Raw genomic sequence first — 24,802 nt, forward strand, 5'->3', positions numbered from 1 at the left:
GGATTTTCCCGCGCCTTTAATCAATTAGTTTGCCAAAAACGTCGAGATGAATGGCACGTATGTGATCAATGCAAGCAGGATGAACAGCCCCATATACATGCTGAATGCCTGACGCGTGAAATCTGCAACACGTACTTTGGCTATATTACAGACCATCAACATCACTGTTCCGACGGGCGGCGTCAGCGTACCAATCGAAAGATTGACGATGACGATGATACCGAAATGTACAGGATCAATACCCAAGGCACGAACTGTTGGCATGAGCAATGGCACCAGAACAATCATCAGTGCTGTGCCTTCAATCAACGCGCCAAGGATCAGAAGGATTACGTTGACTGCCAGCAAAAATGCGTAAGGGTTGCTGGTGAAAGACGAGATCAACTGCATCAGCGACTGGCCGGCCTGCTCAAGCGAAAACACCCAGGCGAGTGCAGACGACGCCATGATAACCAGCATGACGGAGGCTGTGGACTTGGCGGTTTCAATAAGTGAATCCACCACGTGCGAAACGCGCATCTCGCGATAGATCACAAAGCCGATAATCAGTACGAGCGTAACAGCAACAGCACCGGCTTCCGTCGGCGTGAAGATGTTCATACGGATACCGCCGATGATCGCAAAAAGCAGCAAGACCGCTGGCCATGCAGAAGCAAGCGTCGATGCAACTTCGGCACCGCTCATGCGCTTTTCACGGCTTGGCTTATAACCACGCTTTACCGAAGTGATGTAGGCCGCAATCATCAGAATAACGGCGCCGAGAATGCCCGGAACAACACCGGCCATAAACATCTTGCCGATGGATACGTCAGCGATCAAACCATAGATGATCAGCGCAATACCCGGAGGAATGATTGGCGTGATCAGCGAACCGGCAGCCGTAACTGCGCAGGAAAATGCCTTATCATAGCCACGCTTGACCATTTCCGGCACCATCATGCGCGTCAGCATGGCGCTATCGGCGAGGTTGGAGGCGCTCACGCCACCCATCAGGGTCGAAACCATGATGTTGGTCAGCGCCATGCCGCCACGCATACGACCAACCAGAATATCCGCAACCTTAATCAGACGCTCGGCAATACCCGTATGCGACATGACCGTTCCAAGCATAATGAAGAACGGGATCGCCAGCAGCGATGTGTTCTGCGCAGGGCTGATAAAGCGCTGCACAGCAATAGCAATCGGCATCTGGTTGAAGAAGATAAAATAGGTAAAGACAGCAATCAAAATGGCCACATACAGGCGCATGTTAAGCGCAATCAGTGCCAGCATGATAAGAACGATGGTCGTCAGGTTCATGCCTTGCCTCCCGCAAATACGGCGCGCAAGGACTTGAAAGCACCTGCAAACATATAAATAGAGATAATCACGAAGCCGACGGGGACTGCGATGTCGATCCAGAAATAGGAGACGCGGAGCACGTCAGTAACTTTGAACTGCGCTGCGACCGACAGTTTGTAACCGGCATAGGATACATAAAGCAGGAACAGTCCCGAGAGAATTGAGATGATTGCATTAATGACATCACGAATCTTCTCAGAGAAGAGGTCCACAAGCATGGGAATGGCGAGATGCTGGTTGCTGCGTTCTGCCGCAACGCTACCAAGCATGATGATCCAGATCATCAAAAGCCCGGCCATTTCCTCAGTCCATTGCAATGGCTGATGTATCCAGTAGCGCATGACAACAGCGACATTGAACATTGCCAGCAAAACGAAAAGCGGCAAAGCTGCCGACCACTCGACCAGTTTATCAAAATATTTCATCGGATTAATTTCCATAAGCGTGCCATGCCGCAGTGAAAACCGCGACATGGCAATATCCGAATAGGGAGGATTAGTTCTTCAGCTCAGCCTGAATCTTTTCATAAAGACCTGGCGACCATTCAGGGAACTGCGTGTAGACTTTTTCAGCCAAAGCTTTGAAAGGAGCACGGTCAACTTCGATGACTTCGACGCCAGCTTCCTTCATTTTCTCGATCATCTCGTTGTCTTTTTCGATCGTCAGCTTCTGGCTGTAGAGACCCGCATCATATGCGGACTCATGGATCATCTTGAGCTGTTCTTCAGGCAGCGTCGAGAAGAAGGCTTCGCCACCGACGATCAGAGCCACGTTGGTCAGATAACCGACCTTGCTTAGATACTTGGCTTCTTCCTGGAACTTCTGGCCATAGAGAACCGAAATCGGATTTTCGACGCCATCAATCACGCCCTGTGCAAGGGCCGGGAAGGTTTCGCCCAGCGGCATTGGGGTTGGCGTAGCACCCATAGCTTCAAAGGTCTTGATCTGCATGACGTTGTTCGGCACGCGGATTTTCATGCCCTTGAGGTCTTCCGGCGTGCGGATCGGCTTCTTGGAAATGATCTGGCGAATACCGTAGAGATAGTTTGGCATCACGATGTGAATGCCCTTCTTCTTCAGCTCTTCGCTCTTTCCTTTGAACCAATCGCCGTCATAAACTTTGAAAAGCTGTGCCGGATCGTCAGTCAGGAACGGACCGTAAAGCACGCCGAGGTCCGGGTCATATTCGGCCAGAAAGCCAACATCGGAAATCGTCACGACATTGAGGCCCATCATGGCCTGCTCGGTCACATCCTTCTTGGAGCCGAGCTGCGAGCTTGGATAAAGCTCCAGCGTGATTTCGCCATTGCTGCGCTTGGCAAGATCGTCTTTCCAGTAATGCATCACCTCATCAAAAGGCTCGCCCGGGTTGTTTTCATAGGCAACTTTGATCGACACATTGGCAGCATAGGCTGCCATGCTTCCTGCCAGCAACATGCCAGCGGCGATCATGCCGGTAACGAGTTTTTTCATGATATTCCTCCCTTTTGGGGTCTTCAAACAATGGCCACGAGGCCGGCTTCCTCCACTAGCGCACCATACCGTCCTTCCCGGCATGACGCATTTGCTTCGATTCAGTTGCGTTCAATGATGATTTTCAGAACGTTACGATCGCCATCCCAATAGGGCAGCGCCTGTTCTGCTTGCTCAAAAGGAAACACCTTAGAGATAAGCAGGTCTGCATCGTTTCCAAGCTTCTCAAGATGCGCGATGACAGCCTCAAAATCGGTGAGCGTCGCATTGCGCGAACCCATAATGTCGAGTTCTTTGAGATTGAAGAACTGGGTCTGATAGGTCACTGGCGACTTGGAATAGCCGACATAGACCACACGACCAGCAAAGCCTGCGAGTTCAACCGCCTGCGTGAATGTGATCGGCAACCCGACCGCTTCAAAGGCGACATCGACGCCATCATCATTGGTGAGTTCCTGCACCTTCGCGACAACATCTTCGCCACCCGGCAGAGCGTGTGTTGCACCAAATTTCAGCGCCAGTTCACGCTTTTCAGCACTCGGATCGATGGCGATAATCTTTGCACCACGCGCAACTGCACCGATCAACACACCCATGCCGATCATGCCACAGCCCAGCACCGCAACGGTATCACCAGCCTGAACGCGTCCACGTTCGACCGCATGGAAACCAACTGAAAGCGGCTCGACCAATGCGAGATGACGGGGTGCAAGCGTATCATTCAGAATGAGCTTTTCAGCTGGCAGCACGATCTGTTCTGCCAGTCCACCATTCTGTTGCACACCGAGCGTCTTGTTGTAACGACAGGCATTCAAACGACCTTTGCGGCAAGACGAACACTGGCCGCAATTGGTGTAAGGCAGCACGATAACCCGTTTACCCGTGGCATAGGCCGCACTCACGCCCTCACCCGCTTCGATGATTTCGCCGCCGATTTCATGACCGGGAATACGTGGTAATTCCACCAGCGGGTTAAGCCCCTTGAACGTATTTAGATCGCTGCCGCAAAGCCCCACATGCTTGACGCTCACCCGGACGTGGCCAGGCAACAGTGGCGCTTCCGGAATCTCAGCAAAACGAGTTACGTTCTCGCTCTCGATACGCAGAGCTTTGACCATCAGAATATTCCTGTCATTTTTATTGCATGAGGCAGATCAGGTTACGGCACCGACCTGCCAAGGGACGAATTCGTTATCGCCATAATCGTAGATTTCACTCAGCGTCTGCTCACCAGAAGCCACGGCGATAATGTGCTCGAAAATGCGCGTGCCGGACTCTTCAATGGTTTCATCGCCGGTGACGATGCCACCGCAATTGAAGTCCATATCTTCCTTCATGTGTTCGTACATTTCGGAATTGGTCGCGATCTTGATGCAAGGCGCAGGCTTGAAGCCCGAAACCGATCCGCGCCCTGTGGTAAAGCAGATCACGTTACAACCGCCCGCCACCTGTCCAGTCACAGCGACCGGGTCGTAGCCCGGCGTATCCATGAAGGTGAAACCCTGTTCGGTTACGGTTTCAGCAAATTCATAGACGGCCTTGAGAGGCATGGAGCCGCCCTTGGCAACCGCACCCAGCGACTTCTCAAGAATGGTGGTTAAGCCACCGAGCTTGTTTCCGTGCGACGGATTGTTATTCAGTTCGTCGCCGTTCCGGGCCGTATAATCGCGCCACCAGTCGATGCGCTGAAGCAGCTTTTCTGCAACCGCAGGCGTAACCGCGCGGCGTGTCAGAAGATGTTCAGCGCCATAGATTTCAGGTGTTTCTGCCAGAACAGTTGTGCCGCCATTGCGCACGATCAGATCGGACGCATAGCCCAGAGCCGGGTTCGCTGAAATGCCGGAATAACCATCCGAACCACCGCATTCGAGCGCAACTTTCAGCTTCGACAACGGCTGTGGCGTGCGCTTAGCGGAATTCACCAGTGGCAGCATTTCCTTAATCTCAGCAATCGCATGATCGATGGTTTTGCGCGTGCCGCCATGCTGCTGGATCGTCATGGTGCGAAGGCGCGCACCCTCTTCCATGCGATAATGTTCCATGATCGGCGCGATCTGGTTGGTTTCGCAACCAAGGCCGATCAGCAGAATACCACCAAAATTCGGGTGCTTGGCATAGCCCTGAATGGTGCGAGTCAGTAGGCGATAGCCTTCCGACTTGGTGTTCAACGCACAGCCACTGCCATGCGTAAGTGCTACCACGCCATCGACATTCTCAAAGCCGTCAAGTCCACCCATGCGGTTGAAGTAATCCGCAATGTAGCGAGACACGGTTGCCGAGCAATTTACCGATGAAATGACACCGATATAATTGCGCGTACCGACGCCACCGAAACCGCGATCATAGCCCATGAACTGCCGGCGCTCAGCTTCCGGCAGCATACCGCGTTCTTCAATATCGACCGAAAACTGATGCTCATGCTCGGAAGGCAGCATTGCGAGATTGTGCAGATGCACATGTTCACCCACGGCAATATCCTGCGTGGCAACACCAATCACCTGCCCATATTTATGCACTTCCTTGCCTTGCGGGATAGCGTGCAGAGCAACCTTGTGACCACGCCCGATAAGATTGTGCGCAGTAATACCACCAAGCCCAATCGGATCACCAGCGCGAACCGAAATACGCGCAACCGCCACATCGTCGGACGGATGCAAAAGGATTACCGGCGTCACAGCCGAGACAGCCTTGTCGTTCATTTTTCTGACCTCACTCCCAAGATCGCAACAGCGTTAAACATGAGCCCAACTATCTGGGCTCGTTCTCCATCCATCGCTGCTTTGATGTATCCAGATGCGTTCGCATCGCTGCCTGCGCCAGAAGCGGATCCCTCGCCTCCAGTGCAGCATAAATCTTCTCATGTTCCGCCAGAGCAAATGCCCATGTGTCAGCATTTTCGTAGCGCGTGCGCATTTGCGCGGTCAGCGGACTATGCCGCTCGTCAAACAAATCACGCACGATGCGGGCAACAACCGAATTGCCCGATTGCTCGGCAATGATCAGATGAAACTGGCGATCCAGTTCAATAGGCTTGCGTTCCGCTTCAATCTGTAGCCGCATCGCATCGAGATTGCCGCGCAGGCGTTCCAGCGCTTCAGTGTTGATCTGGCTGCAGGTCATGATGACGGCACTGCCTTCGATCAGCGAACGCGCCTGCATGATTTCGAGCGGGCTTTCGCCAATCGAACCGCCTTGTGCTGGAAGCCGTGTTTCCTCAGCTGCAACATAGATCCCCGAACCCATGCGGATTTCGACATTGCCTGCAATTTCAAGCGCAATCAGCGCTTCACGCAAAGAAGGCCGGGACACGCCCAGCTGATGCGCGAGTTCACGCTCGGCTGGAAGTCTGCTTCCCGCTGGAAAATGGCCTTCACGGATCAGATGACGGACCCGATCGGCAATCTGTTGGTAAAGCCTCCGCGGTTCCACGGAGCCAATATGCTCACTCATGCTCTCTCCCAAATTGGCCTTACCATATTTTGAAGATGCAAAAAGTGCAATATTAGCTATATCATTGTAATTGCTGAATATATGCAATTATGTCAGTTTTGTCGCACCACCTTTTAGATGGATTTTAAAGAGTGGCTTGACCAATTTTACCGGCTGGCGTAGCTATTTTAGGGAATTCAGGGAGGACTACATGACCGATCAGCCATCGATTCTACAGTTTGGCACCAGCCGTTTTCTGCTCGGGCATGTGGACTTCTTCATTTCTGAAGCTTTAGCTAAAGGCGACGCTATCGGCACCGTTGCAATCGTTCAAACGACCACCAATCCTGAGAGTGCGCGCCGCATCGAGGCGCTTAACAGCGGCGAAGGCTACCCGGTCATCATTCGCGGCCTGACCAATGGCGAGGCTATTGATGAAACGCATCAGGCAAGAAGCGTAAGTGTGGCCTATTCCGCCCATACCGATTGGCAGGCTATCCGAGCACTTGCGACGCAGGTTCAGGTGATCCTGTCCAATACGGGTGATAAAGGTTTTGAGCTGGATGCAAGTGATGATGTTTCCCTATTGAGCGAAACCGACCGTTTGCCAAAAAGCTTTCCCGCCAAGCTGCTTGTGCTACTGCATCATCGCTGGCAGGTTAATCCAGAAGCAGCACTGTCGATTTTTCCGTGCGAGCTGATCTCGCGCAATGGCGACAAGCTTCGCTCGATTGTGCTTGATCTCGCAGAAAGCTGGAGCTTGCCGAAGGCTTTCACACAATGGATTGAAAGCAAATGCGTCTTTGCCAACAGCCTTGTTGACCGCATCGTATCCGAACCTATCGATCCGGTCGGCGCCATTGCTGAACCTTATGCAATCTGGGCCATTGAGCAGACAGATGGGCTCACGCTTCCCTGCAAGCACCCTGACATCGTGGTGACAGATGACCTCGCAAGCTATGAGCGCCTCAAGCTCTATCTTCTCAATCTCGGCCACACTTTCATTGCTGAGCAATGGTTGAACGGCAATCGTCCGAAGGATGAAATTGTGCTGGAGGCCATGAACGACGAAACGATCCGCAATGAACTTGAAGCGCTTTGGCGCGAAGAAGTTCTGCCGGTTTTTGCCGCTGACGGTCTGGGCGAACAGGCTGAAGCCTATGTCAATACTGTTCGCGAGCGCTTCCTTAACCCGTTCCTCAAGCACCGCATTGCGGACATTGCTTCAAACCATGCGGAAAAGAAGCAGCGCCGCTTTGCACCCGTCATTGCTCGCGCAAAAGAACTCGATCTTGATTTAACGCAGCATCGCTTAAAAGCAGCAATGTAGCCCCCCCCCAATTTCGTAATCAAAACTATTAAAATCACGATGTAGAAATGCACCATAAAATAACGACGACATCCAAAAAAGATGCCGTCGTTCTTTATCAATATAAATATAATCTTATTAAAAATGACTATGAAAGCTCTTGAATTTGTTTCTGCCCTCTTCAGACTGAGCTTATCCTAACATTCAGGTCATAAAAGAGATGCCGCAAAGCTGCTGCATCTATCATAGTGCAAGCAGCGATTATTTAGATGCAAAAGTAAGATGAACTAAAATAATCGACGCATTCATTTTTTATAAAGTCAATAAAAAGACAATTTAAAATGGACGGCTTAACAATATGACATCGCCCTAATAGCAGAAGCGTCAACAAAATGTAAACAGAGTGTCAACAATAAGCCCCTAACATTCACGTGAATATCATAAGTCAAATAATTAAGTTTAAATGCTAAATTAAAATCACTTAATTTAGCATTTAACTATACAATCAATTGGATGATGCTGCAAACAACTCTTCAAAACGCGCCTTTGCACGTGCAGGAAACTTCACCTCACGATAGCTTTGTGGAAGCTCCGCTTCGCCAACCTTAATCAGCATAACCATGCCCATGCCGTAATGCGGCGAACACTTGATGCCGTAAAAGCCTGCTTGATCAAAAGTCACTTCGATCTCTTCGTTAATCTTGCCCTTAAAGCCCGGATTGCCCTCTGGAACCATCCCATCAATAGTCGCCGCATTATGGCTCTTATGCGTCGCAACGAATTTCACCTTATCGCCCGGCGCCAGCTTCAAGAAATCAGGCTCAAAAACCATCGAACCTTTTTCACCACGGTTCATCATCTTGACTTCATACGTCTCAGCCAAAGCTGGAAATGCTGAAGTGACCATCAATGCGGCGGCCAGGAAAAGTCGTTTGCTCATTGTCATGCCAATCATGTTTATGCAGATTGTTTAAGTTCAAGCTTAGGGTGGCTCGGTGCGCGATAACGGATATGGCAGCCATCCACGCCCTCATATTCCACTTCGACCTCAACGCCGAATACCTTGCGGATACATTCGGCCCGAAGCACATCACGCGGCGTTCCTAAAGCAACAAGCTGCCCTTTATCCATGACGGCTATACGATCACAGAACATCGCCGCATGGTTTAAATCATGGAGTGCCGCAACCACTGTCAGCTTCTGTCGGCTCACAAGATCAAGCAGGCCAATTTGATGTCCGATATCAAGATGGTTTGTCGGTTCGTCCAACAACAAGATTTGCGGCTCTTGTGCCAGCGCACGTGCAATGTGCACACGCTGCCGCTCGCCACCTGAAAGCGTATGCCAGTATCGGTCTGCGAGATGCGTCATATCAACATTGGCAAGCGCACGATCCACGATCACATCATCTTCAGCGGACCATGGAGAAAGAGCGCCGAGATAAGGGGTACGTCCAAGTTCGACTGCTTGTCGTGCAGTTATGCGATCAGTCGTACCCGCCTGCTGTTCAACCAATGCCAGTTTGCGCGCAATCTCGCGGCGTTTAAGCTTATGAATGGGTGTTCCGCCGAGCTTCACCTCACCGGAACGGCTGCGGCGAACTCCAGAAAGAAGCGACAAGAAACTGGTTTTACCCGAGCCATTTGGCCCGATAATCCCGAGAAATTCGCCTTCTTTCACATCAAGCGATACGTCGCGCAGGATTTCGACACCGCCTGCCGACCAGCAAACATTATGCGTTGAAAGCATCATGACTGTGCCCTTCTCTGCCCGAGAAGGAATGCAAAAGCCGGCGCACCGAACAGAGCCGTTATGACCCCGATTGGCAGAACCTGCCCCGGAATGATGATGCGAGAGAGGATATCGGCAACAATCATGAAGATTGCACCAATGAGTGCTGAAGCTGGCAGCAATCGCCCGTGACGCACACCAACGACCATACGTGCAGCGTGGGGTATGACCAGCCCGATAAACCCGATAGAACCCACAATAGAGACCATCACCGCCGTCATCATGGCACTAACGCCGATCAGCACTGCATAGACGCGGCGCACGGGAATGCCGAGCGATGCCGCCGATTCCGAGCCAAAAGTGAATGCATCAAGGGCACGTGCATGCCAAAGACAGATTGCTAGACCCACAATGCAGGCTGGCAACGCGAGCGTCACATCAGGCCAACGCACACCAGAGAGATTGCCCAACAACCAAAACATAATGCCGCGTGCCTGCTCCGCATTGGCGGCCTTGGTGACGATAAATGATGTCAGCGCGCTGAAAAGCTGCGAGCCTGCAATGCCTGCGAGGATGATTGCGCTGTTGCCGCGCCCAGCTCGAAGTGCCAGCAGTGAAACAAGTGAGAATGCAATGATCGCACCGATGAACGCTCCCACCGAAAGCGAAAGAATACCAGCGCCGACGCCGAGAATTGCAACCGCGACGGCGCCCGTAGAGGCCCCTGCCGAAATACCTAGAATGTAGGGGTCGGCCAGCGAGTTTCGCAGAAGTGATTGCAGAACGACGCCCGATATTGCAAGAGCTGCGCCACAACAAGCCGCGACCACGGCGCGGCTTAAGCGATAGCTCCAGACAATGCCTTCATCGATAGGTTCGAGCGGATAACCAGCATTCCAGATGCGGTTGGCAATAGTCTTTGCCACCACGTCCAAAGGTATTGACGTTTCACCAATAGCGGCGCCCAGCCACAGCGCGCCGAGCAACAAGACAAGCGCCAGTGTGCCCAAAAGCACCCTACTGCTTGCGCTTCTCGAAGTCAGAATTCCGGCTGTGGCTGAGCGTGTTGTCACTTGTTCAGGCCTGAAGCTGCAATGGCATCGGCCAGCGTTTCAATACCTTCGATGGTACGAATAGTCGGGTTCATTGCCTGTGCGTCCATATCGAACACATGACCATCTTTAACAGCTGGCATCAGGCTTGCGACCGGATCACTCTTGAGGAATTCGCGCTTAACTGCAACATCATCAGCAGGGAAACGACGACGATCCATAGTGCCCGCGACGATAATTGTCGGATTGGACTTGGCAATGGTTTCCCAGCCAACAGTCGGCCACTCTTCTTCACTATCAATGATATTATTGATGCCAAGTGTTTTCAGAATATAGGCTGGAGCACCGTTCTTGCCCGCAACATAAGGATCAATATCGAGCTCTGCACTGGAGAACCAGACAACAGCCGAAAGCTTGCCATCGGCAGATGCGATCTTCTTACGTGCTGCGTCTTCACGTACTTTCAGATCAGCAACAACCTTTGCGCCGCGATCCTGCACATTGAAGATCTGCGCGAGTTCGTCGATTTCCTGATACACCTGATCCATGGTGAAGGCGTTGTGACGAACGCCATCACCGCCGTCTGAATTGTCTTTTCCAATGCAATCGGCTGGAGACGTATAAACCGGAACGCCCAATTCTTCGAATTGCTCAGCCTTCGCCACAACACCCTCAGGTCCAATCTGCCATTGGAACTGATTGGCAACAAGGTCAGGTTTTTCCGCCAGAATGCTCTCAAAGCTCGGATCATTATCCGCGAGACGCTTTACCTTGGCATTGGCTTCTTCGTAGCCTTTGAGGACAGGCCCAACCCACAAAGCTGTGCCGACCATTTTATCTCCGAGGCCCAGAAGGTATAAAATTTCTGCGCTGCTCTGACCAACGGCCACCGCACGTTCTGGCACATGTTTAAATGTCACGTCGCGCGCACAATTTTTCAACGTCAGCGGATACTGCGTTTCGGCTGCTTCAGCCGCAAAACCAGTTACGAAAAGACTTGCAGCGCCAACGATTGCGCCAAACGGCAACTTGCCGATGAGTTTCATTTGAATCCCCGAAATGATGTGAGAAAAGCCGTATCAAACGGCGGATGTGATCCGGCGCGTATAGAGAACGGACATATCCGGGGATATGAATGACAAAGGGAGGTGACGTCTTGCGACGTTAATAGCTGTCATAACCAACTCCTGCACCGGGCATCCCCGCCCGTGACCATGGACTACGTTAGACGGCAGGTCTCCTGGCTCACGAATATTCGCTGTTCATCTGCCTTCCCGAGTTAAACTCAGTGGCATGACGCCTTTGGGCGTCACAGGGATGAACGGCAATCCGCTTACAGTTGCGGGGGCAGCCACGGTCTCGGTCCCTTTTGGGTCGTCCTCACCGTGTTCCCTATTAATCCCCTTCGCTCTCGGTCGGGGAACCGTCGTAACTCTATTACGTTCTGGTATCAGCAAGGTCAAGCGACGCAAGCCACTAAATCATCGATTAAAAATTGCTTAGACTTTATGCTAATGGGCCGGGTCTCAAACAGTCTCGCGCTAGCGTATTGTAAATCCCTGTTGTAATCTCCAGATCAGGAGTCTTCACCTTGGGAGAGGTGAAGGGGTTTGAGGAGGGCTATCGAAAAGATAGCAGCACAATGCGCGAAAAGTGCATTTCGGGAGGATTTATGCGTAAATGGATTTTGGCCATTTCGTCGGTCGCAGCGCTTGCAATCGCGAGTGCAGCATCGGCTGAAGACTATAAGGTTTTGGCACCTGCGGCACCGGGCGGCGGCTGGGATCAGACTGCACGCACCATGCAGAGCGTGTTGCAGGACGAGAAGATTTCCGGCAGTGTTCAGGTCATCAACGTTCCTGGCGCTGGCGGTACTATTGGGCTTGCGCAGTTCGTTAATCAGAACAAGGGTGATCCAAGCCAGCTTATTGTTGGCGGCTATGTTATGGTCGGCGCGATCTTGACCAACAACTCCCCTGTGAATCTCGATGCTATTACGCCGATTGCACGCCTGACCGGCGAATATGAAGCCATCGTTGTTCCCGCAGGATCTGATATTCAGAACCTAGGCGATCTGGTTACAAAGCTCAAAGCAGATCCCGGCTCGGTCTCATGGGGCGGCGGTTCGGCAGGCGGTACTGACCACATTACAGCCGGACTTTTTGCAAAAGCCGTTGGCGTTGATCCTACAAAAGTGAACTACATCGCATTTTCCGGTGGCGGTGAAGCCCTTGCCGCAATCCTCGGCAATCAGGTGACTGTCGGCATTTCCGGCTATGGCGAGTTTGATCCACAAATCAAGGCTGGCACGCTACGCATCATCGGCATTTCAAGCGACGAGCGCATTGAAGGCATAGATTCACCAACCTTCAAAGAAGGTGGTGTTGATGTCTCAATCCAGAATTGGCGCATGGTGGGTGCAGCACCTGACATTACCGCTGAGCAAGAAGCGGCAATCAATGCCGACGTTGAAAAGATGGTGAAGTCTGAATCCTGGCAGAAAGCACTGAAAGATAAAGGCTGGGCAGACACTTATCTTGCGGGCGACGACTTCAAGGAACAGCTTAAGAAAGACGTCACTTCAACGGGAACCATCCTCAAGGATATTGGCCTCGTAAAATGACAGTCATTGAAAAAGAGGGAGAGCGCCGTTCCACTGGAACGGCGCCTGATTACGCAGCTCTTGTCATAGCTTTTATTCTAGGCGCGGTTGCCGTAGCCATCGCGTGGTCAACCGCCTATGGCAATAATGTTCTCTCATACTCGCCCGTTGGACCAAAAACGGTTCCCTACATCATAGCGAGCGGACTGTTCATTCTGTCGATTTGGACGGTGATCAGTGCTTTTAAACGCGAATTTCCAGAGCGTGAGCATCAGGAAATAGCCCCCATGGCGTGGATCGTTGGCGGTCTCGTTATTCAGATGCTAACAATGAAAACGCTTGGCTTTTCCATTGCGACGGGATTGCTCTTTGCTGCAACGGCTCGCGGATTTGGTTATCGCAAATTCTGGATAAGCGTACCTGTCGGCATCATCTTCGCATTCGTAATCTGGTTCATTTTTGCACGCGGCCTTCAGCTTTCCCTACCATCGGGCTGGCTTGAACACTTTGTTTAAGGCGAAAGTATATGGATACAGTCAGCCTTCTCGCCAGCGGTCTTCTGGTAGCACTCGAACCCGCTAATCTAATCTATGCGCTAATTGGCGTCACGCTTGGCACCGCGGTTGGCGTACTTCCGGGCATAGGCCCCGCGCTTACCGTAGCGCTTCTTTTACCTGTCACTTACAAGCTTGACCCTGCTGGTTCGCTCATCATGTTTGCCGGTATTTACTACGGCGGCATGTATGGCGGCTCAACCACCTCTATCCTGCTCAACACACCCGGAGAAAGTGCCTCAATCGTCACGGCATTGGAGGGCAATAAAATGGCCCGCGCGGGCCGCGGCGGACCAGCACTCGCAACCGCTGCCATCGGCTCGTTTATCGCAGGTTTGATTGCGACCCTCGCCCTCGCCTTTGTCGCACCATGGGTGGTAAAATTTGCCCTCTCCTTCGGACCATCCGAATATTTCGCGCTGATGCTACTCGCCTTTATGACCGTCTCTGCGGCTTTCGGCGATTCTACATTACGCGGTCTTACTTCGCTTTTCATCGGCTTGACGCTCGGTCTTATCGGCATTGATCAACTGACCGGACAAGCGCGTCTCGTAATGGGCACACCGAACCTGCTTGACGGCATCAATGTGACCACGCTGGCAGTTGCACTATTTGCAATCGGTGAAACGTTAGCCGTTGTTTCCAAGAAGCTCAGTCCTGATGATGAAGTTATCGCCGTCAAAGGCTCTGTCTGGATGACGAAAAATGATTGGAAACGCTCGTGGATGCCATGGCTACGAGGCACAGCGATCGGCTTTCCGATCGGTGCGATGCCTGCGGGTGGCGCTGATGTTTCGAGCTTCCTTTCCTATTCAGCAGAGCGGCAGTTTTCTAAACATCCTGAAGAGTTCGGCAAAGGTGCCATTGAAGGCGTCGCAGGACCGGAAGCAGCCAACAACGCATCCGCTGCGGGCACGCTTGTACCACTGCTCACGCTCGGCCTGCCAACCACTGCAACAGCCGCAATCATGCTGGCCGGCTTTCAGCAGTTCGGCTTGCAACCCGGACCATTGCTTTTTGTAACCAATGCATCATTGGTTTGGGGACTTGTTGCCAGTCTTCTGGTTGCCAATCTGATGCTACTGGTTCTTAACCTGCCTTTGATCGGCCTGTGGGTTAAAATGCTGACCATCCCGCGCCATTGGCTCTATGCTGGCATTCTCGTGTTCGCAACGCTTGGCACTATTGGTGCAAATGCGTCGACTTCAATGCTTTTCGGTCTTCCGGTATCCTTTGAGCTTGGCCTGCTGCTAGCCTTCGGATTGCTAGGCTATGTGCTTCGCCGCTTCTCATATCCGATAGCTCCAGTTGTCGTCGGGCTGATCCTCGGACCAATGGCCGAAAAAAGCCTACGGCAGGCATTGCAAATCAGCCAGGGTAATCCGATGACACTCGTCAATTCATGGGTATCGATCACGCTCATTACGTTGGCAATTGCTGCCGTCGTGGTGCCGATGATTATGCGCAGCCGTGGCAAAGCTGATATGCTTAAGCAGATGGCAACGGACGAAGATTAATAACAAAAAGCCCCGGAAAACCGGAGCTTTAATTTATTCATGAATCTTGCGGAACTGAGCCACGTCGATACCGAGTGTCTCAAGATCTTTTGCCATCGGCTGATGACCAACACGTAGTGCAGCAGAGGCGCGCACAGCACTACCAAATTGCGCAAAACCACGACTTAAACGGGCAAACATTTTCATCTCCATCACGGACACATTGTTGAATTAGTCCGCACTCTTGAGATGGTGCTATGCAACTTCTATTTGAAGGTATCACTTTGCATATGAGCCATGCGAAATCGGTATGTACTGATAATACTCAATATTGATCGGGATCAATGAGGCTTGCGCCTTCAGCTGACAAACTATGCTTATCAAAGGAAGGAGAAAAATATGTCAAACACACCTCACACACTGGGTGAAGAGTTTCCAGGGCAACTGGTTGCTATTCATGCCCTGAAGGCTGCGGACCCTCGTTTCGCGCGCATTCTGGAAGAGTATGACGCGGTTAACGACCAGATTCACCGTGCTGAAACGAAGATATCCCCTGTCAGTCAGGAAGAGGAAACAAACCTTCGCAAACAACGACTCGCACTAAAAGACACGATTGAACAGGCATTGGCCCAATAGCCAACCTGCATCACCAAAGGATAGCGGCGGCACTCATTAATCGCCGCTGCCTGATCTAACTGATCGCTCCATCTTCCCAACCGCAATTAACATAATAACGGCGATTGCAGTGGCTATCATCGCAATATGCCAAAGTCCAAGACCGCTTGCGAGACCTATGGCTGCGGCAAGCCACATACCTGCACCCGTCGTGATACCGGTAATCTGGCCCTTGGCAAAAATGATGAATCCCGCCGCAAGAAACGCAACACCGCTGGTGATCGCTTCGACAAGACGCGAAGGGTCCATGCGAATATTCTGATCGTCGAAAACAGGCACATTTACAAGCTCGAGCGATACGATTGTGAAGGTAGCAGATGCAAGACAGACCATCATATGAGTCTTCAAACCTGCCGGTCGCTTTCGCCACTCTCTTTCGAGACCAATAACAGCACCAAGAAAAGTTGCCAGCAACATCCTTGCCAGAACAACTGGCAAACTCAACATATTATCGTGTGTAAATTCAGCCCAGAATTGATCCATACTCTAGGTTCTGTCCTGCATTCATTTCAGGCGTATCATAGTGCATGCGAGATGGACGAAGCCCATGATTATTGGCATGTTGCAGTTTAAATGGAACGTACCGCCCATTCTGGGAATAGAGCCAACCTACAACATGTCTTTGTCAGCCGATATCGGAGAGGAGATAATGAACTTAATTGAAATATCAACGAAACTGCGAAATTCATATACGGATCACCCATAATAACCTCATTCCGAGTTAATATTATGAATATTCCATCCTGAATTCATTACATTTCAAATCGTTCATCAAAATACTTATTCAATTAAAAAACTATCGTTACTATTAAACTCGACTTGAGGACAACTTAAATGGGATATTTAATACATCAAAACAAATTAAAACCGGCGGACCCAATAAAACCTTTTCACGCAAAATTTCCTGAATTGCCACAAACCCCATATGAAAAAGAGAAGAAATACGATTAGACTCCTGTCGCTAATTTCGGACTTAAACCATTCGAGAATAAGATTAATCGCTGTGATTGGCATAAATAAGAAAAAAAGCAGGCCCCACTTAAAATGTTTGATATTCTGCCTGCGAGATGCTCCGCACCCTGTGCAAACAAAAAAGCCTTGTCGAATATGGGTTCCACAAAACGGGCAAATCAATATCAGTCACTCCTCTTTTGGGGGTCAGAAGAGTGATATGAGCACTAAATATTAGTGTCTATTACAAGTTATATTGAGGGTATTGGAATGCTCGCCATTTAACCGAGCACGGGCGATGACAAATAGTCGTTGTCGGCTGCTTCATAAATATCACGCTTCGCAAAGGCAGCGGCCAGATCATCGGTCTTGAGTGAGATTCGAATGTGTTCGCCACGAGCATCAAATGCAGCGACCTCACGAGGCACACGACGCTTATAAAAGTAGTTTCAGTTAAGCTGCTGGAGGTGTCTATGAAGACATTTATCTTCGCGTTTTCGTGATATTTAACTCGCTCCCCGGCTGCGCGTGTGGCTCAAAAATCGAGCACAGCACAATCGCAATTTCTTGTATTGCCATTTTATGTAATTAAATCAATTACTTAGGAGGTTTTAGATGGTACGGACGGGTGGATTCGAACCACCGACCTCAGGAGCCACAATCCTGCGCTCTAACCAACTGAGCTACGACCGCGTACCTAAATCTCAACGAACCATCTTTCGATTTCCGCTGACAGGGGTCACATACGGAGAATCGATCAGCATTGCAAGTCATAATAACGATCTTTTTTGAAGATATCCCCGTTTGTTAGCTGGAAAGCTTCAATCGTTAAAATTCGACCAAATCCAGTTACCACGTTTTATGCATGATTGTGCATAAAGCCGTATTATCCACCGGCACATAAAATTGGCTTACCTACATTAACTAATGAAATAGAAAATCAGGCCCATATCTAACGCGAATATAGACCACACCTCGTAAGAAGCTTATTAAAGAGCTATTAATTGGCACTTTGAGTGACAACGAGAACAGTTAAAGGACCGGTATGTCAGTATCATACCCCTTCATTGATATAGCCGCGCTGGACAACATCCGCGAAGGCTTTGCCAGAGGCGATGCGCAGCTGGTGCTGACGCGCGACCTATCGACTGTCCTTTGGATCAATGGTTCCGGTGCCAAACTCTTCGGCTTTGAACGTATCCAAGACATTATTGGCGGCCAACTCGAACTGCCCATTGCAACGCGCCGCCAAATCGCTGGTGCCAGCAGTGAAACAGGTATCGCGCCACGCATCTTCTCTGTGCGTCTCAATTCTGGACTTCGCTCTGAAATTATACGTCTAAAAATTTCGCATCTCACATTGCCAGACGGCGTTGAAGCGCTCTTGCTTGCATCAGAACAAAAAGGTAGCACGCCAGACGCGATTATTGCCGGTCTCGGCGATGAGACCACACATGTTGCTCTGATGGACGATAAGGCTCAGTTGATTGCTACAAGCGAGCGCTTTGCAGCGCTCGATATTTCCGTTTCAACACTTGAAGACCTGATGATAGAAACGCGCGATGCAGCCGAGGGGGTTGTAAAGCGCCGCATTCGTGCTGGAAAAAACTCAGTTCCCGGCGCAATTGCCAAGCTCCGCGACAATCCTGCGCTACATCTCATCTGTGTTGTAGGGAAAGCGGAAACCGCGATCAAAACGGATGCGCGCGCAACAACAGCAATCGTTAAAGATGAGACACAGGCCGAAAAGCCCACAGCGCCGAAAAGCTTTGTTTTTGACGCTGAGGGACCGCCTGCTCGATTCATCTGGAAAGTAGATGCAGAGGGAACCTTTACCGAAGTTTCGCCTGAACTCGGCAACATTATCGGGCAAAACGCAGCTGATGTTGTTGGTCGGCGCTTTGTAGAAGTGGCCACTGTTTTCGGTTTCGACACCGATGGTAGCATCAGCGCACTCTTACAACAGCGCGACACATGGTCTGGCAAGAAGCTGCTTTGGCCCGTTGAAGGCACAAGCTTGCGCGTGCCGGTAGAACTTGCAGCACTGCCCGTCTATTCGCGTGATCGCGAATTTATTGGCTTCCGCGGCTTTGGCCTTGTCCGCCCGGAAGACGCAGAGCAAGACCCCGAAACGATTGGTACAGTCCTCGCAGGCGGAACCCCAGCAAAGCGCGAAGCGGCACCGACTATTCAGGAAATGCTTAGCGCCGATGATGAAGACGATATTCTGGCTCTTTCAGAAGAAGTGGCCAATGATGATCACCCAGAAGCACCGCACCTGCAAACAGACGCACCCACGCTTCCATTCGAGCTAACGCCCAATCCCGGTCGTCGCGAGTCTGATAAGGTTATTGAACTGCTCAATGCCGCGGCCCGCGGAAAAGTAGAAGCGGACCAGAGCAAACAGCAAAAAGGCAAGGAGCAGCGCCCGGAAGGTGGTTTAACCACGACGGAACGCAATGCGTTTCGCGAGATTGCGGATCGGCTGCGCAAGCAAGGGCTGGCAAATTCGCGTCAAGAAAAAGATGCTTTGTCGGAAGACGTCACGCCTACGCAACCAGCAGCAGAGCGTGTTGCGCCTGTGGCACTCGTGACGGAAAAGCCACCCGTTACAGATGAGGTGCCTACGCCCGCAATACTTACGAAACAGCCGATTGCTGACGAAACCGCACTTCTCGCCAACCTTCCAATCCCCGTCATCATTCATTCGGGCGATGTAATCCATTACGTCAATCAGTCTCTTTTGGACCTGACTGGCTATGCAGCGCTTGCAGAAATCCAACGGGCCGGCGGCCTTGCGGCGTTATTCAACAGTGACCGTAGTGACGACGAGACAGCGGTCGGCATGGTCCTACGCCGTGCCGATGGCAGCGAAGAGCCTGTAGAAGCACATCTGAATGCGATTAGCTGGCGAGATGGTCGTGCTTTGATGCTAAGCCTTATGCCCATGCCAAGTGCTCCGGCTGTCACCGTGACCGAAAATGCAAATAGCACAGAAACGCGCGAACTTCAGGGGCACATCGAAGAACTCAGAACTATTCTCGATACGGCCACGGATGGCGTCGTGCTCATTGACACTGACGGGCGTATGCGGTCCATGAACCATTCCGCAGCCGCTTTGTTCGGCTACGATCAAGTGGATACCGAAGGCAAGTTCTTCTCGATGCTCTTTGCCATCGAAAGCCAACGCGCAGCGATGGATTATCTCCATGGCCTGTCCGACAATGGTGTTCTCAGTGTTCTCAATGATGGGCGTGAAGTCATCGGCCGTGAAGCACAAGGCGGCTTCATTCCTCTTTTCATGACCATTGGAAAACTGCCCCATACCAATGGCTTCTGCGCTGTTCTGCGCGACATCACGCAGTGGAAACGCACAGAAGAAGAACTGACAAATGCCCGCAAGGAAGCGGAACGCGCATCCAATCAGAAGACAGAATTTCTCGCCCGTATCAGTCACGAAATTCGTACACCGCTGAATGCGATCATCGGTTTCTCTGAACTCATGTCGGACGAAAAATTTGGTCCGATTGGCAATGAGCGCTACCGTGATTATCTGCGCGACATTAACCGTTCTGGCAATCACGTTCTGGCGTTGGTCAACGATCTGCTCGATATCTCCAAGATTGAGGCAGGCGGCGTTGACATGCAGTTCGAAGCCGTTTCACTCAACGATGCAATTGGCGAAGCAATTGCCCTCATGCAACCGCAGGCCAATCGTGAACGTGTGATTATCCGTTCCAGCTTCCAATCCAACCTGCCGGATATTGTTGCAGATGCGCGTTCGATTAAGCAGGTCGCACTGAATTTGCTTTCCAATGCAGTGCGTTTTACTGCGACGGCTGGACAGGTGATTGTATCGACGAATTACGAATTAAACGGTGATGTCGTCATGCGTGTGCGCGACACCGGCATAGGCATGACGAAGGCCGAAATTGAGCAAGCGCTCAAGCCGTTCCGTCAGGTTAACACCATGCAGCGCCGTCAAACTGAAAGTGCAAAAGACTGGCGCAATGAAGGCACAGGGCTTGGGCTTCCGCTGACAAAAGCGATGGTTGAAGCCAATCGTGCTCAGTTTACAATTGATTCGACACCCGGTCAGGGAACAGTCGTTGAAATTGTCTTCCCCCCGACACGTGTGCTGGCTGACTAATTTCAAAAAAATAAAAGCCCTCCCTTCAGAGGGCTTTTTGCTTTAAAAAGCATCGGCAAAAGCTCGCCACAAATTTCAGAGTCAAAGAGACACCAAAGCAATCATAGATCAGAGCCGGAAATGGCTCGATCCTTACTCCGTGTTGCATTCTTTATCGTGCCACGCCGATTGATCGTGCGTGAAATTTGGACGTTCAAATTCACACATTAGAAACTCGAGAAAAATCAGGGTTAATTTCTTAGAAACAATTGTTTAACCATATGCAGGAATCAGCATAGGCGGCTTTGCTTTGCCACAGTGCTGGGTTAGATTACGGAATATGTCTCACTGATAGGATGGTTGATGCGCTGGCCCCGATTTATGCGCCTTATTATTGCGGTCATCATTCTTGGCGCAGCAGCAGTGGCTACCCTGCTCGCGGTCATACCTTTTATCGTTTCAACTGATGCGATCCGGATTCGCGTTGCGCAGGAAATCAGTGCGTGGACTGGCTACAGCGTCGAACTGCGTGAAGCACCACGTTTGCGCGTGTTCCCAGTTCTGCGTGCGTCGCTTGATGGCGTAACGCTGAGCAAGCTATCCGATCAGGGTTCAAAACCCTTTATGAGCGCCAACCGCATTGAAATTGAGCTTTCTCCGCTTGATGCCATTATGGGGCGACTGTCATTTTCCGAAACGCAAATTGTCCGGCCACATTTCAACATCGGTGGACCCGTTGATAATTTTGCAGAGCTTCTGGATGCAATTGCAAGTTCGAATGGCAGGCTGGGGACAGCGATCCGCGCGCAACGTGCCTTGCAGCAAAACGGTGCGGATGACAAAACTCTTGCCACACAGCAAGCATCTCAGCCGTTTGGTCGCGTTGTTCTTCGCGACGGAACGATTTCATTCAATGATCCAGATTCGCAGGAAGAGCCGAAAGACGATCAGCAAATCACTAAACTGAATGCCACGCTTGAATGGCCGCGCACTTCAAGCGCCGCAACGCTGCGCGGCAGCGCATTGTGGCGCGGTGAAAATACGCAATTCAGTCTGACAGCGGCACAAGCGTTGCCGCTTCTTGCAGGCGGCACATCCGATGTAACGGCGAGTTTCACATCGACGCCTCTCAACGTCACATTTGAGGGCAAAGCCAACATTTCCAATGATCGTTTTTTTGAAGGCGCGTTGAGCGCCAAGACGCCTTCATTGAGCAATTCCCTGCGTTGGCTAGCCCTGCCACCTGTTGCGGGAAGCACCGAAATTGGTGCCTTTTCTCTTGATTCAACCATCACCTCAACACCGCGTCGTCTGAAGTTCGACAATGTCGAAATGACCACGGACGAAAGCCCCGCAAAAGGTGTGATCGAAGTTGGCTTTGAACAGGATACGCCCGCAATCACCGGAACGCTGGCCTTTGAAAAGCTCAACCTGCGCCGACTATTTTCGATTTTCGTGCCTTTGCCTGAAAACCAGCCACGTTCGCCCAGCGAACGTGATCTGAACGAACGCGATATCATCAATACAAGTTTTATCGACCGATCGGAGCTAGACCTTCGCCTTTCTGCACAAACCGCCACAGCGGGGCCCGTCTCTATGACTGGCGTCGCAGCAGCTGTTCAAATCAGAGGCGGTCGCGCGATGTTTGATATTGGCGATGCCAAGGCCTTTAACGGCATTCTTCAGGCCAACCTTCAGATTGTGCGTGACCTGAAAACAGCGACCGGCGAGTTACGCTTTAATGCTTCCGACATTGATAGCTCACAACTGTTTGCAGCGCTCGGTTTCGACAAACCGTTCGTGAATGGCAAAGGCAATGTCTCGCTTTTCATGAAGGCTCCTGCAAATCGCTGGTCAGGCTTGCTCAACAATGCCCAGGGCAATGTTTCAGTACAGCTAAACAATGGCCAAATGCAGGGCTTCTCGGTGCAGGATTTTCTGACAAAGGCAGAAAGTCAGGGCTTCTTCGCACTTGAGCGACAGGAGAATGTTTCGCTCGCTTTCAACCGTCTTGATATGAAAGCAAACCTTTCCGATGGTGTCGCTTCATTGGAAAATGCGACACTTATAACATCGCAAGGTACGCTTAATCTTGCTGGCATTGTGCCATTTGTTGACCGCAGCCTTGCGCTGAGTGGCGAAGTTATCTTCCCCGATAGCCAGCCCCAACAGCAGCAAGAAAATACAAACGGCCAGCAGGCGCAACCTTCGCCAACAAAACCGCCACTGCATTTCTTTGTTGGCGGTTCGTGGGATCGACCCTTCATTTCCCCATCAACGATGGGAAGCGGAACAGCGCAGTAAGCTGCGCCGTTCCTTTTTCATCTAACCCATACGGAACGCTGCTTGTTCGTCGCGACGGCGCTGCACTTCGCGGCGCTTGTTTACGACTGAAGCGATGATCACACCCGTCGTCACTACAGCGATCAAGATGGTGCAAACCGCGTTGATTTCCGGTGTCACACCAAGCCGCACTTGCGAATAAATCTTCATCGGTAGCGTGGTTGCGCCCGGACCCGAAGTGAAGCTTGCAATCACCAAATCATCCAGCGACAGGGTGAAGGCCAGCATCCAGCCAGAAACTACGGCTGGCAAGATTACCGGCAGGGTAATCTTCATAAAAGTGGTAACAGGTGGCGCACCGAGATCCATTGCAGCCTCTTCCAGAGAACGATCAAAGCTCACCAGACGTGACTGCACAACCACGGCCACAAAACACATTGAGAATGTGATATGGGCAAGCGTTACTGTCCAGAAACCACGGTCAAAGTTCATCGCCACGAACAAAAGCAGCAGCGAAAGGCCGGTGATAACGTCTGGCATAACAAGCGGTGCATAGACCATGCCGGAGAACAAGATACGTCCGCGAAACCGCGTATAACGCGTCAATGCGATTGCCGCGAATGTTCCGAGTATCGTGGCAATCGTGGCGGACAACAGCCCGACCCGGATCGTCACCCATGCGGCATCCATCAGTGCCTGATTGCGAAACAGTTCGCCATACCACTTCGTGGAGAACCCAGCCCAGACAGTGACCAGGCGGGATTCGTTGAACGAATAGATCACCAACAAGACGATTGGCAGATAGAGAAACGCAAAGCCGAGTGCGACTGATGCGATGTTAAAACGGGACCAGTTGTTCTGCATCTTATTTCCCCTTCTCCTGCTGGCGCGCCTGCACCTGCTGGAAAATCACAATCGGCACAATCAATATACCAAGCAGAACAACGGCAACTGCAGATGCCACTGCCCAATCGCGATTTGAGAAAAACTCACTCCAAATTGTTTTACCGATCATCAATGTCTGGGAACCACCGACCATATCAGGAATGACAAACTCACCAATAGCCGGGATCATAACCAAGAAGCACCCGGCCAACACACCCGATAGCGAAAGAGGAAATGTAATCCTCCAAAAGGCCGAAAATGGGGTACAGCCAAGATCTTGGGCTGCTTCGATGAGCGAATAATCTAGCTTCTCAAGGGATGAATAGATCGGCAGAACCATAAACGGCAAATAGCAATAGACGATAACAATATAGACCGCCGTGTCAGTGTTCAGGATTGTTAGAGGTGTATCTATGACGTTCAGCCACATAAGAAATTGATTGAGAAGCCCTTCTGGCTTCAAGATGCCAATCCAAGCATAAACGCGAATAAGAAAGGACGTCCAGAACGGCAAAATGACCAGCATCAATAATGTCGGGCGTATTGTAGTGGGTGCTCGTGAAATGCCATATGCTAAAGGATAGCCTACTAGAAGCGCTAAGAACGTTGATATGGCCGCGATACGCACACTCGACAGATACGCTTTTATATAAAGCGGATCGTCCATTAACCACACATAATTATCAAAGCTGAGCTGTTTTACCTTGTCCCAATTCGCCGCAAAACTATCGGTCAAATCGAAAGTCGGCATATAAGGAGGAATCGACATCGCAACTTGCGATTGTGAAATCTTGAAGACGATGAAAAATGGAACCAGAAAGAACAGCAGCAACCAAAAATATGGCACTGCGATCACAAGGCGACTGGTTATGGAAGCAATCAGCTTTTGCAT

At 51.1% G+C, this 24,802-nt stretch carries 22 protein-coding genes, 1 tRNA gene and 1 riboswitch; of the genes, 7 read left to right on the top strand and 16 right to left on the bottom strand.

All coding sequences use genetic code 11. The annotated features are described in order from the left end of the window. Positions 1–24 precede the first annotated feature (24 nt). The 6 genes from ACOZHT_RS07100 to ACOZHT_RS07125 form a co-directional block, all read right to left on the bottom strand. Positions 25–1,299, bottom strand: a complete 1,275-nt coding sequence (locus tag ACOZHT_RS07100) for a TRAP transporter large permease (RefSeq protein ID WP_421565502.1) — start codon at positions 1,297–1,299, stop codon at positions 25–27. Beyond that, the gene (locus tag ACOZHT_RS07105; protein WP_421565503.1) at positions 1,296–1,814 is read right to left on the bottom strand and encodes a TRAP transporter small permease; all 519 of its coding nucleotides are present in this window, start codon (positions 1,812–1,814) and stop codon (positions 1,296–1,298) included. The genes ACOZHT_RS07100 and ACOZHT_RS07105 overlap by 4 nt, the downstream gene beginning before the upstream one ends. Before the next feature lie 22 nt (positions 1,815–1,836). Further along, positions 1,837–2,814: a C4-dicarboxylate TRAP transporter substrate-binding protein gene (locus tag ACOZHT_RS07110; RefSeq protein WP_421565504.1), complete on the bottom strand. Its 978-nt coding sequence runs from the start codon at positions 2,812–2,814 to the stop codon at positions 1,837–1,839. 101 nt (positions 2,815–2,915) lie between these two features. Beyond that, positions 2,916–3,932 carry a zinc-binding alcohol dehydrogenase family protein gene (locus ACOZHT_RS07115; RefSeq protein WP_421565505.1) on the bottom strand — a complete coding sequence of 339 codons (1,017 nt, stop codon included), beginning with the start codon at positions 3,930–3,932 and terminating at the stop codon, positions 2,916–2,918. A 36-nt stretch (positions 3,933–3,968) separates the two neighbouring features. Beyond that, positions 3,969–5,513, bottom strand: coding sequence for a UxaA family hydrolase (locus ACOZHT_RS07120; RefSeq protein WP_421565506.1), 1,545 nt, complete (start codon positions 5,511–5,513; stop codon positions 3,969–3,971). 49 nt (positions 5,514–5,562) lie between these two features. Beyond that, a complete protein-coding gene (locus ACOZHT_RS07125) occupies positions 5,563–6,264 on the bottom strand; it encodes a FadR/GntR family transcriptional regulator (RefSeq protein ID WP_421565507.1) in 702 nt (233 codons plus the stop codon). Positions 6,265–6,454: 190 nt separating this feature from the next. Here ACOZHT_RS07125 and ACOZHT_RS07130 point away from each other — a divergent pair, with 190 nt between their 5' ends. After that, a complete protein-coding gene (locus tag ACOZHT_RS07130; RefSeq protein ID WP_421565508.1) occupies positions 6,455–7,573 on the top strand; it encodes a mannitol dehydrogenase family protein in 1,119 nt (372 codons plus the stop codon). A gap of 484 nt (positions 7,574–8,057) precedes the next feature. On the opposite strand, the gene ACOZHT_RS07135 is transcribed toward ACOZHT_RS07130, so the two are convergent. The 4 genes from ACOZHT_RS07135 to ACOZHT_RS07150 are packed head-to-tail and all read right to left on the bottom strand — an operon-like array spanning position 8,058 to position 11,381. Next, positions 8,058–8,498 carry a pseudoazurin gene (locus ACOZHT_RS07135; RefSeq protein ID WP_421565509.1) on the bottom strand — a complete coding sequence of 147 codons (441 nt, stop codon included), beginning with the start codon at positions 8,496–8,498 and terminating at the stop codon, positions 8,058–8,060. Between the two features lie 11 nt (positions 8,499–8,509). Beyond that, positions 8,510–9,304, bottom strand: coding sequence for an ABC transporter ATP-binding protein (locus ACOZHT_RS07140; protein WP_421565510.1), 795 nt, complete (start codon positions 9,302–9,304; stop codon positions 8,510–8,512). Continuing rightward, positions 9,301–10,329 (bottom strand): FecCD family ABC transporter permease, encoded by a 1,029-nt coding sequence (locus ACOZHT_RS07145; protein ID WP_421565689.1) that lies wholly within the window; start codon positions 10,327–10,329, stop codon positions 9,301–9,303. Before ACOZHT_RS07145 ends, ACOZHT_RS07140 begins: the two co-directional genes overlap by 4 nt. 23 nt (positions 10,330–10,352) lie before the next feature. Continuing rightward, positions 10,353–11,381 (bottom strand): ABC transporter substrate-binding protein, encoded by a 1,029-nt coding sequence (locus ACOZHT_RS07150; protein WP_421565511.1) that lies wholly within the window; start codon positions 11,379–11,381, stop codon positions 10,353–10,355. A 167-nt stretch (positions 11,382–11,548) separates the two neighbouring features. Further along, positions 11,549–11,778: riboswitch (cobalamin riboswitch) on the bottom strand. Positions 11,779–12,007: 229 nt separating this feature from the next. Here ACOZHT_RS07150 and ACOZHT_RS07155 point away from each other — a divergent pair. From ACOZHT_RS07155 to ACOZHT_RS07165, 3 genes are read left to right on the top strand one after another with little or no spacing between them, the layout of a single operon-like run. After that, complete coding sequence (locus tag ACOZHT_RS07155; protein WP_421565512.1) at positions 12,008–12,958, top strand: Bug family tripartite tricarboxylate transporter substrate binding protein; 951 nt, start codon at positions 12,008–12,010, stop codon at positions 12,956–12,958. Next, on the top strand, positions 12,955–13,452 hold the full coding sequence (locus tag ACOZHT_RS07160; protein ID WP_421565513.1) for a tripartite tricarboxylate transporter TctB family protein: 498 nt from the start codon (positions 12,955–12,957) through the stop codon (positions 13,450–13,452). Before ACOZHT_RS07155 ends, ACOZHT_RS07160 begins: the two co-directional genes overlap by 4 nt. An 11-nt stretch (positions 13,453–13,463) precedes the next feature. Beyond that, positions 13,464–15,008, top strand: coding sequence for a tripartite tricarboxylate transporter permease (locus tag ACOZHT_RS07165; protein WP_421565514.1), 1,545 nt, complete (start codon positions 13,464–13,466; stop codon positions 15,006–15,008). A gap of 33 nt (positions 15,009–15,041) precedes the next feature. Here the strand turns inward: ACOZHT_RS07165 and ACOZHT_RS07170 are convergent, their stop codons facing one another. Further along, complete coding sequence (locus tag ACOZHT_RS07170) at positions 15,042–15,188, bottom strand: hypothetical protein (protein WP_339509622.1); 147 nt, start codon at positions 15,186–15,188, stop codon at positions 15,042–15,044. A 198-nt stretch (positions 15,189–15,386) separates the two neighbouring features. Here ACOZHT_RS07170 and ACOZHT_RS07175 point away from each other — a divergent pair, with 198 nt between their 5' ends. Next, the gene (locus tag ACOZHT_RS07175) at positions 15,387–15,623 is read left to right on the top strand and encodes a YdcH family protein (RefSeq protein ID WP_339509623.1); all 237 of its coding nucleotides are present in this window, start codon (positions 15,387–15,389) and stop codon (positions 15,621–15,623) included. 36 nt (positions 15,624–15,659) lie between these two features. Here ACOZHT_RS07175 and ACOZHT_RS07180 read toward each other — a convergent pair whose 3' ends face one another. The 3 genes from ACOZHT_RS07180 to ACOZHT_RS07190 form a co-directional block, all read right to left on the bottom strand. Then, entirely contained in the window at positions 15,660–16,145 is a 486-nt protein-coding gene (locus ACOZHT_RS07180) for an MgtC/SapB family protein (protein ID WP_421565515.1), read from the bottom strand. 749 nt (positions 16,146–16,894) lie between these two features. Next, positions 16,895–17,041: a hypothetical protein gene (locus tag ACOZHT_RS07185; protein ID WP_421565516.1), complete on the bottom strand. Its 147-nt coding sequence runs from the start codon at positions 17,039–17,041 to the stop codon at positions 16,895–16,897. Positions 17,042–17,229: 188 nt separating this feature from the next. Further along, a tRNA-His gene (locus ACOZHT_RS07190) sits at positions 17,230–17,306 on the bottom strand. Between the two features lie 352 nt (positions 17,307–17,658). Between ACOZHT_RS07190 and ACOZHT_RS07195 the strand changes: the two genes are divergently transcribed. Together ACOZHT_RS07195 and ACOZHT_RS07200 are read left to right on the top strand one after the other, a co-directional pair. After that, positions 17,659–20,763 carry a PAS domain S-box protein gene (locus ACOZHT_RS07195; protein ID WP_421565517.1) on the top strand — a complete coding sequence of 1,035 codons (3,105 nt, stop codon included), beginning with the start codon at positions 17,659–17,661 and terminating at the stop codon, positions 20,761–20,763. 342 nt (positions 20,764–21,105) lie between these two features. Then, positions 21,106–23,046 (top strand): AsmA family protein, encoded by a 1,941-nt coding sequence (locus tag ACOZHT_RS07200; RefSeq protein ID WP_421565518.1) that lies wholly within the window; start codon positions 21,106–21,108, stop codon positions 23,044–23,046. Positions 23,047–23,067: 21 nt separating this feature from the next. Here the strand turns inward: ACOZHT_RS07200 and ACOZHT_RS07205 are convergent, their stop codons facing one another. Together ACOZHT_RS07205 and ACOZHT_RS07210 are read right to left on the bottom strand one after the other, a co-directional pair. Further along, a complete protein-coding gene (locus ACOZHT_RS07205) occupies positions 23,068–23,889 on the bottom strand; it encodes an ABC transporter permease (RefSeq protein WP_421565519.1) in 822 nt (273 codons plus the stop codon). 1 nt (position 23,890) lies between these two features. Then, positions 23,891–24,802, bottom strand: a complete 912-nt coding sequence (locus ACOZHT_RS07210) for an ABC transporter permease subunit (RefSeq protein ID WP_421565520.1) — start codon at positions 24,800–24,802, stop codon at positions 23,891–23,893.

The organism is Ochrobactrum sp. EDr1-4 (genome assembly GCF_049199085.1).
Taxonomy (GTDB): Bacteria; Pseudomonadota; Alphaproteobacteria; order Rhizobiales; family Rhizobiaceae; genus Brucella.

Bases quoted from the DNA above. Each gene is read 5' to 3' on its own strand.
- ACOZHT_RS07110 (WP_421565504.1), bottom strand. From the start codon at position 2,814: ATGAAAAAACTCGTTACCGGCATGATCGCCGCTGGCATGTTGCTGGCA.
- ACOZHT_RS07205 (WP_421565519.1), bottom strand. From the start codon at position 23,889: ATGCAGAACAACTGGTCCCGTTTTAACATCGCATCAGTCGCACTCGGC.
- ACOZHT_RS07210 (WP_421565520.1), bottom strand. From the start codon at position 24,802: ATGCAAAAGCTGATTGCTTCCATAACCAGTCGCCTTGTGATCGCAGTG.
- ACOZHT_RS07100 (WP_421565502.1), bottom strand. From the start codon at position 1,299: ATGAACCTGACGACCATCGTTCTTATCATGCTGGCACTGATTGCGCTT.
- ACOZHT_RS07200 (WP_421565518.1), top strand. From the start codon at position 21,106: ATGCGCTGGCCCCGATTTATGCGCCTTATTATTGCGGTCATCATTCTT.
- ACOZHT_RS07130 (WP_421565508.1), top strand. From the start codon at position 6,455: ATGACCGATCAGCCATCGATTCTACAGTTTGGCACCAGCCGTTTTCTG.
- ACOZHT_RS07125 (WP_421565507.1), bottom strand. From the start codon at position 6,264: ATGAGTGAGCATATTGGCTCCGTGGAACCGCGGAGGCTTTACCAACAG.
- ACOZHT_RS07165 (WP_421565514.1), top strand. From the start codon at position 13,464: ATGGATACAGTCAGCCTTCTCGCCAGCGGTCTTCTGGTAGCACTCGAA.
- ACOZHT_RS07150 (WP_421565511.1), bottom strand. From the start codon at position 11,381: ATGAAACTCATCGGCAAGTTGCCGTTTGGCGCAATCGTTGGCGCTGCA.
- ACOZHT_RS07175 (WP_339509623.1), top strand. From the start codon at position 15,387: ATGTCAAACACACCTCACACACTGGGTGAAGAGTTTCCAGGGCAACTG.
- ACOZHT_RS07105 (WP_421565503.1), bottom strand. From the start codon at position 1,814: ATGTCGCGGTTTTCACTGCGGCATGGCACGCTTATGGAAATTAATCCG.
- ACOZHT_RS07115 (WP_421565505.1), bottom strand. From the start codon at position 3,932: ATGGTCAAAGCTCTGCGTATCGAGAGCGAGAACGTAACTCGTTTTGCT.
- ACOZHT_RS07180 (WP_421565515.1), bottom strand. From the start codon at position 16,145: ATGGATCAATTCTGGGCTGAATTTACACACGATAATATGTTGAGTTTG.
- ACOZHT_RS07195 (WP_421565517.1), top strand. From the start codon at position 17,659: ATGTCAGTATCATACCCCTTCATTGATATAGCCGCGCTGGACAACATC.
- ACOZHT_RS07135 (WP_421565509.1), bottom strand. From the start codon at position 8,498: ATGACAATGAGCAAACGACTTTTCCTGGCCGCCGCATTGATGGTCACT.
- ACOZHT_RS07140 (WP_421565510.1), bottom strand. From the start codon at position 9,304: ATGATGCTTTCAACGCATAATGTTTGCTGGTCGGCAGGCGGTGTCGAA.
- ACOZHT_RS07170 (WP_339509622.1), bottom strand. From the start codon at position 15,188: ATGTTTGCCCGTTTAAGTCGTGGTTTTGCGCAATTTGGTAGTGCTGTG.
- ACOZHT_RS07160 (WP_421565513.1), top strand. From the start codon at position 12,955: ATGACAGTCATTGAAAAAGAGGGAGAGCGCCGTTCCACTGGAACGGCG.
- ACOZHT_RS07120 (WP_421565506.1), bottom strand. From the start codon at position 5,513: ATGAACGACAAGGCTGTCTCGGCTGTGACGCCGGTAATCCTTTTGCAT.
- ACOZHT_RS07155 (WP_421565512.1), top strand. From the start codon at position 12,008: ATGCGTAAATGGATTTTGGCCATTTCGTCGGTCGCAGCGCTTGCAATC.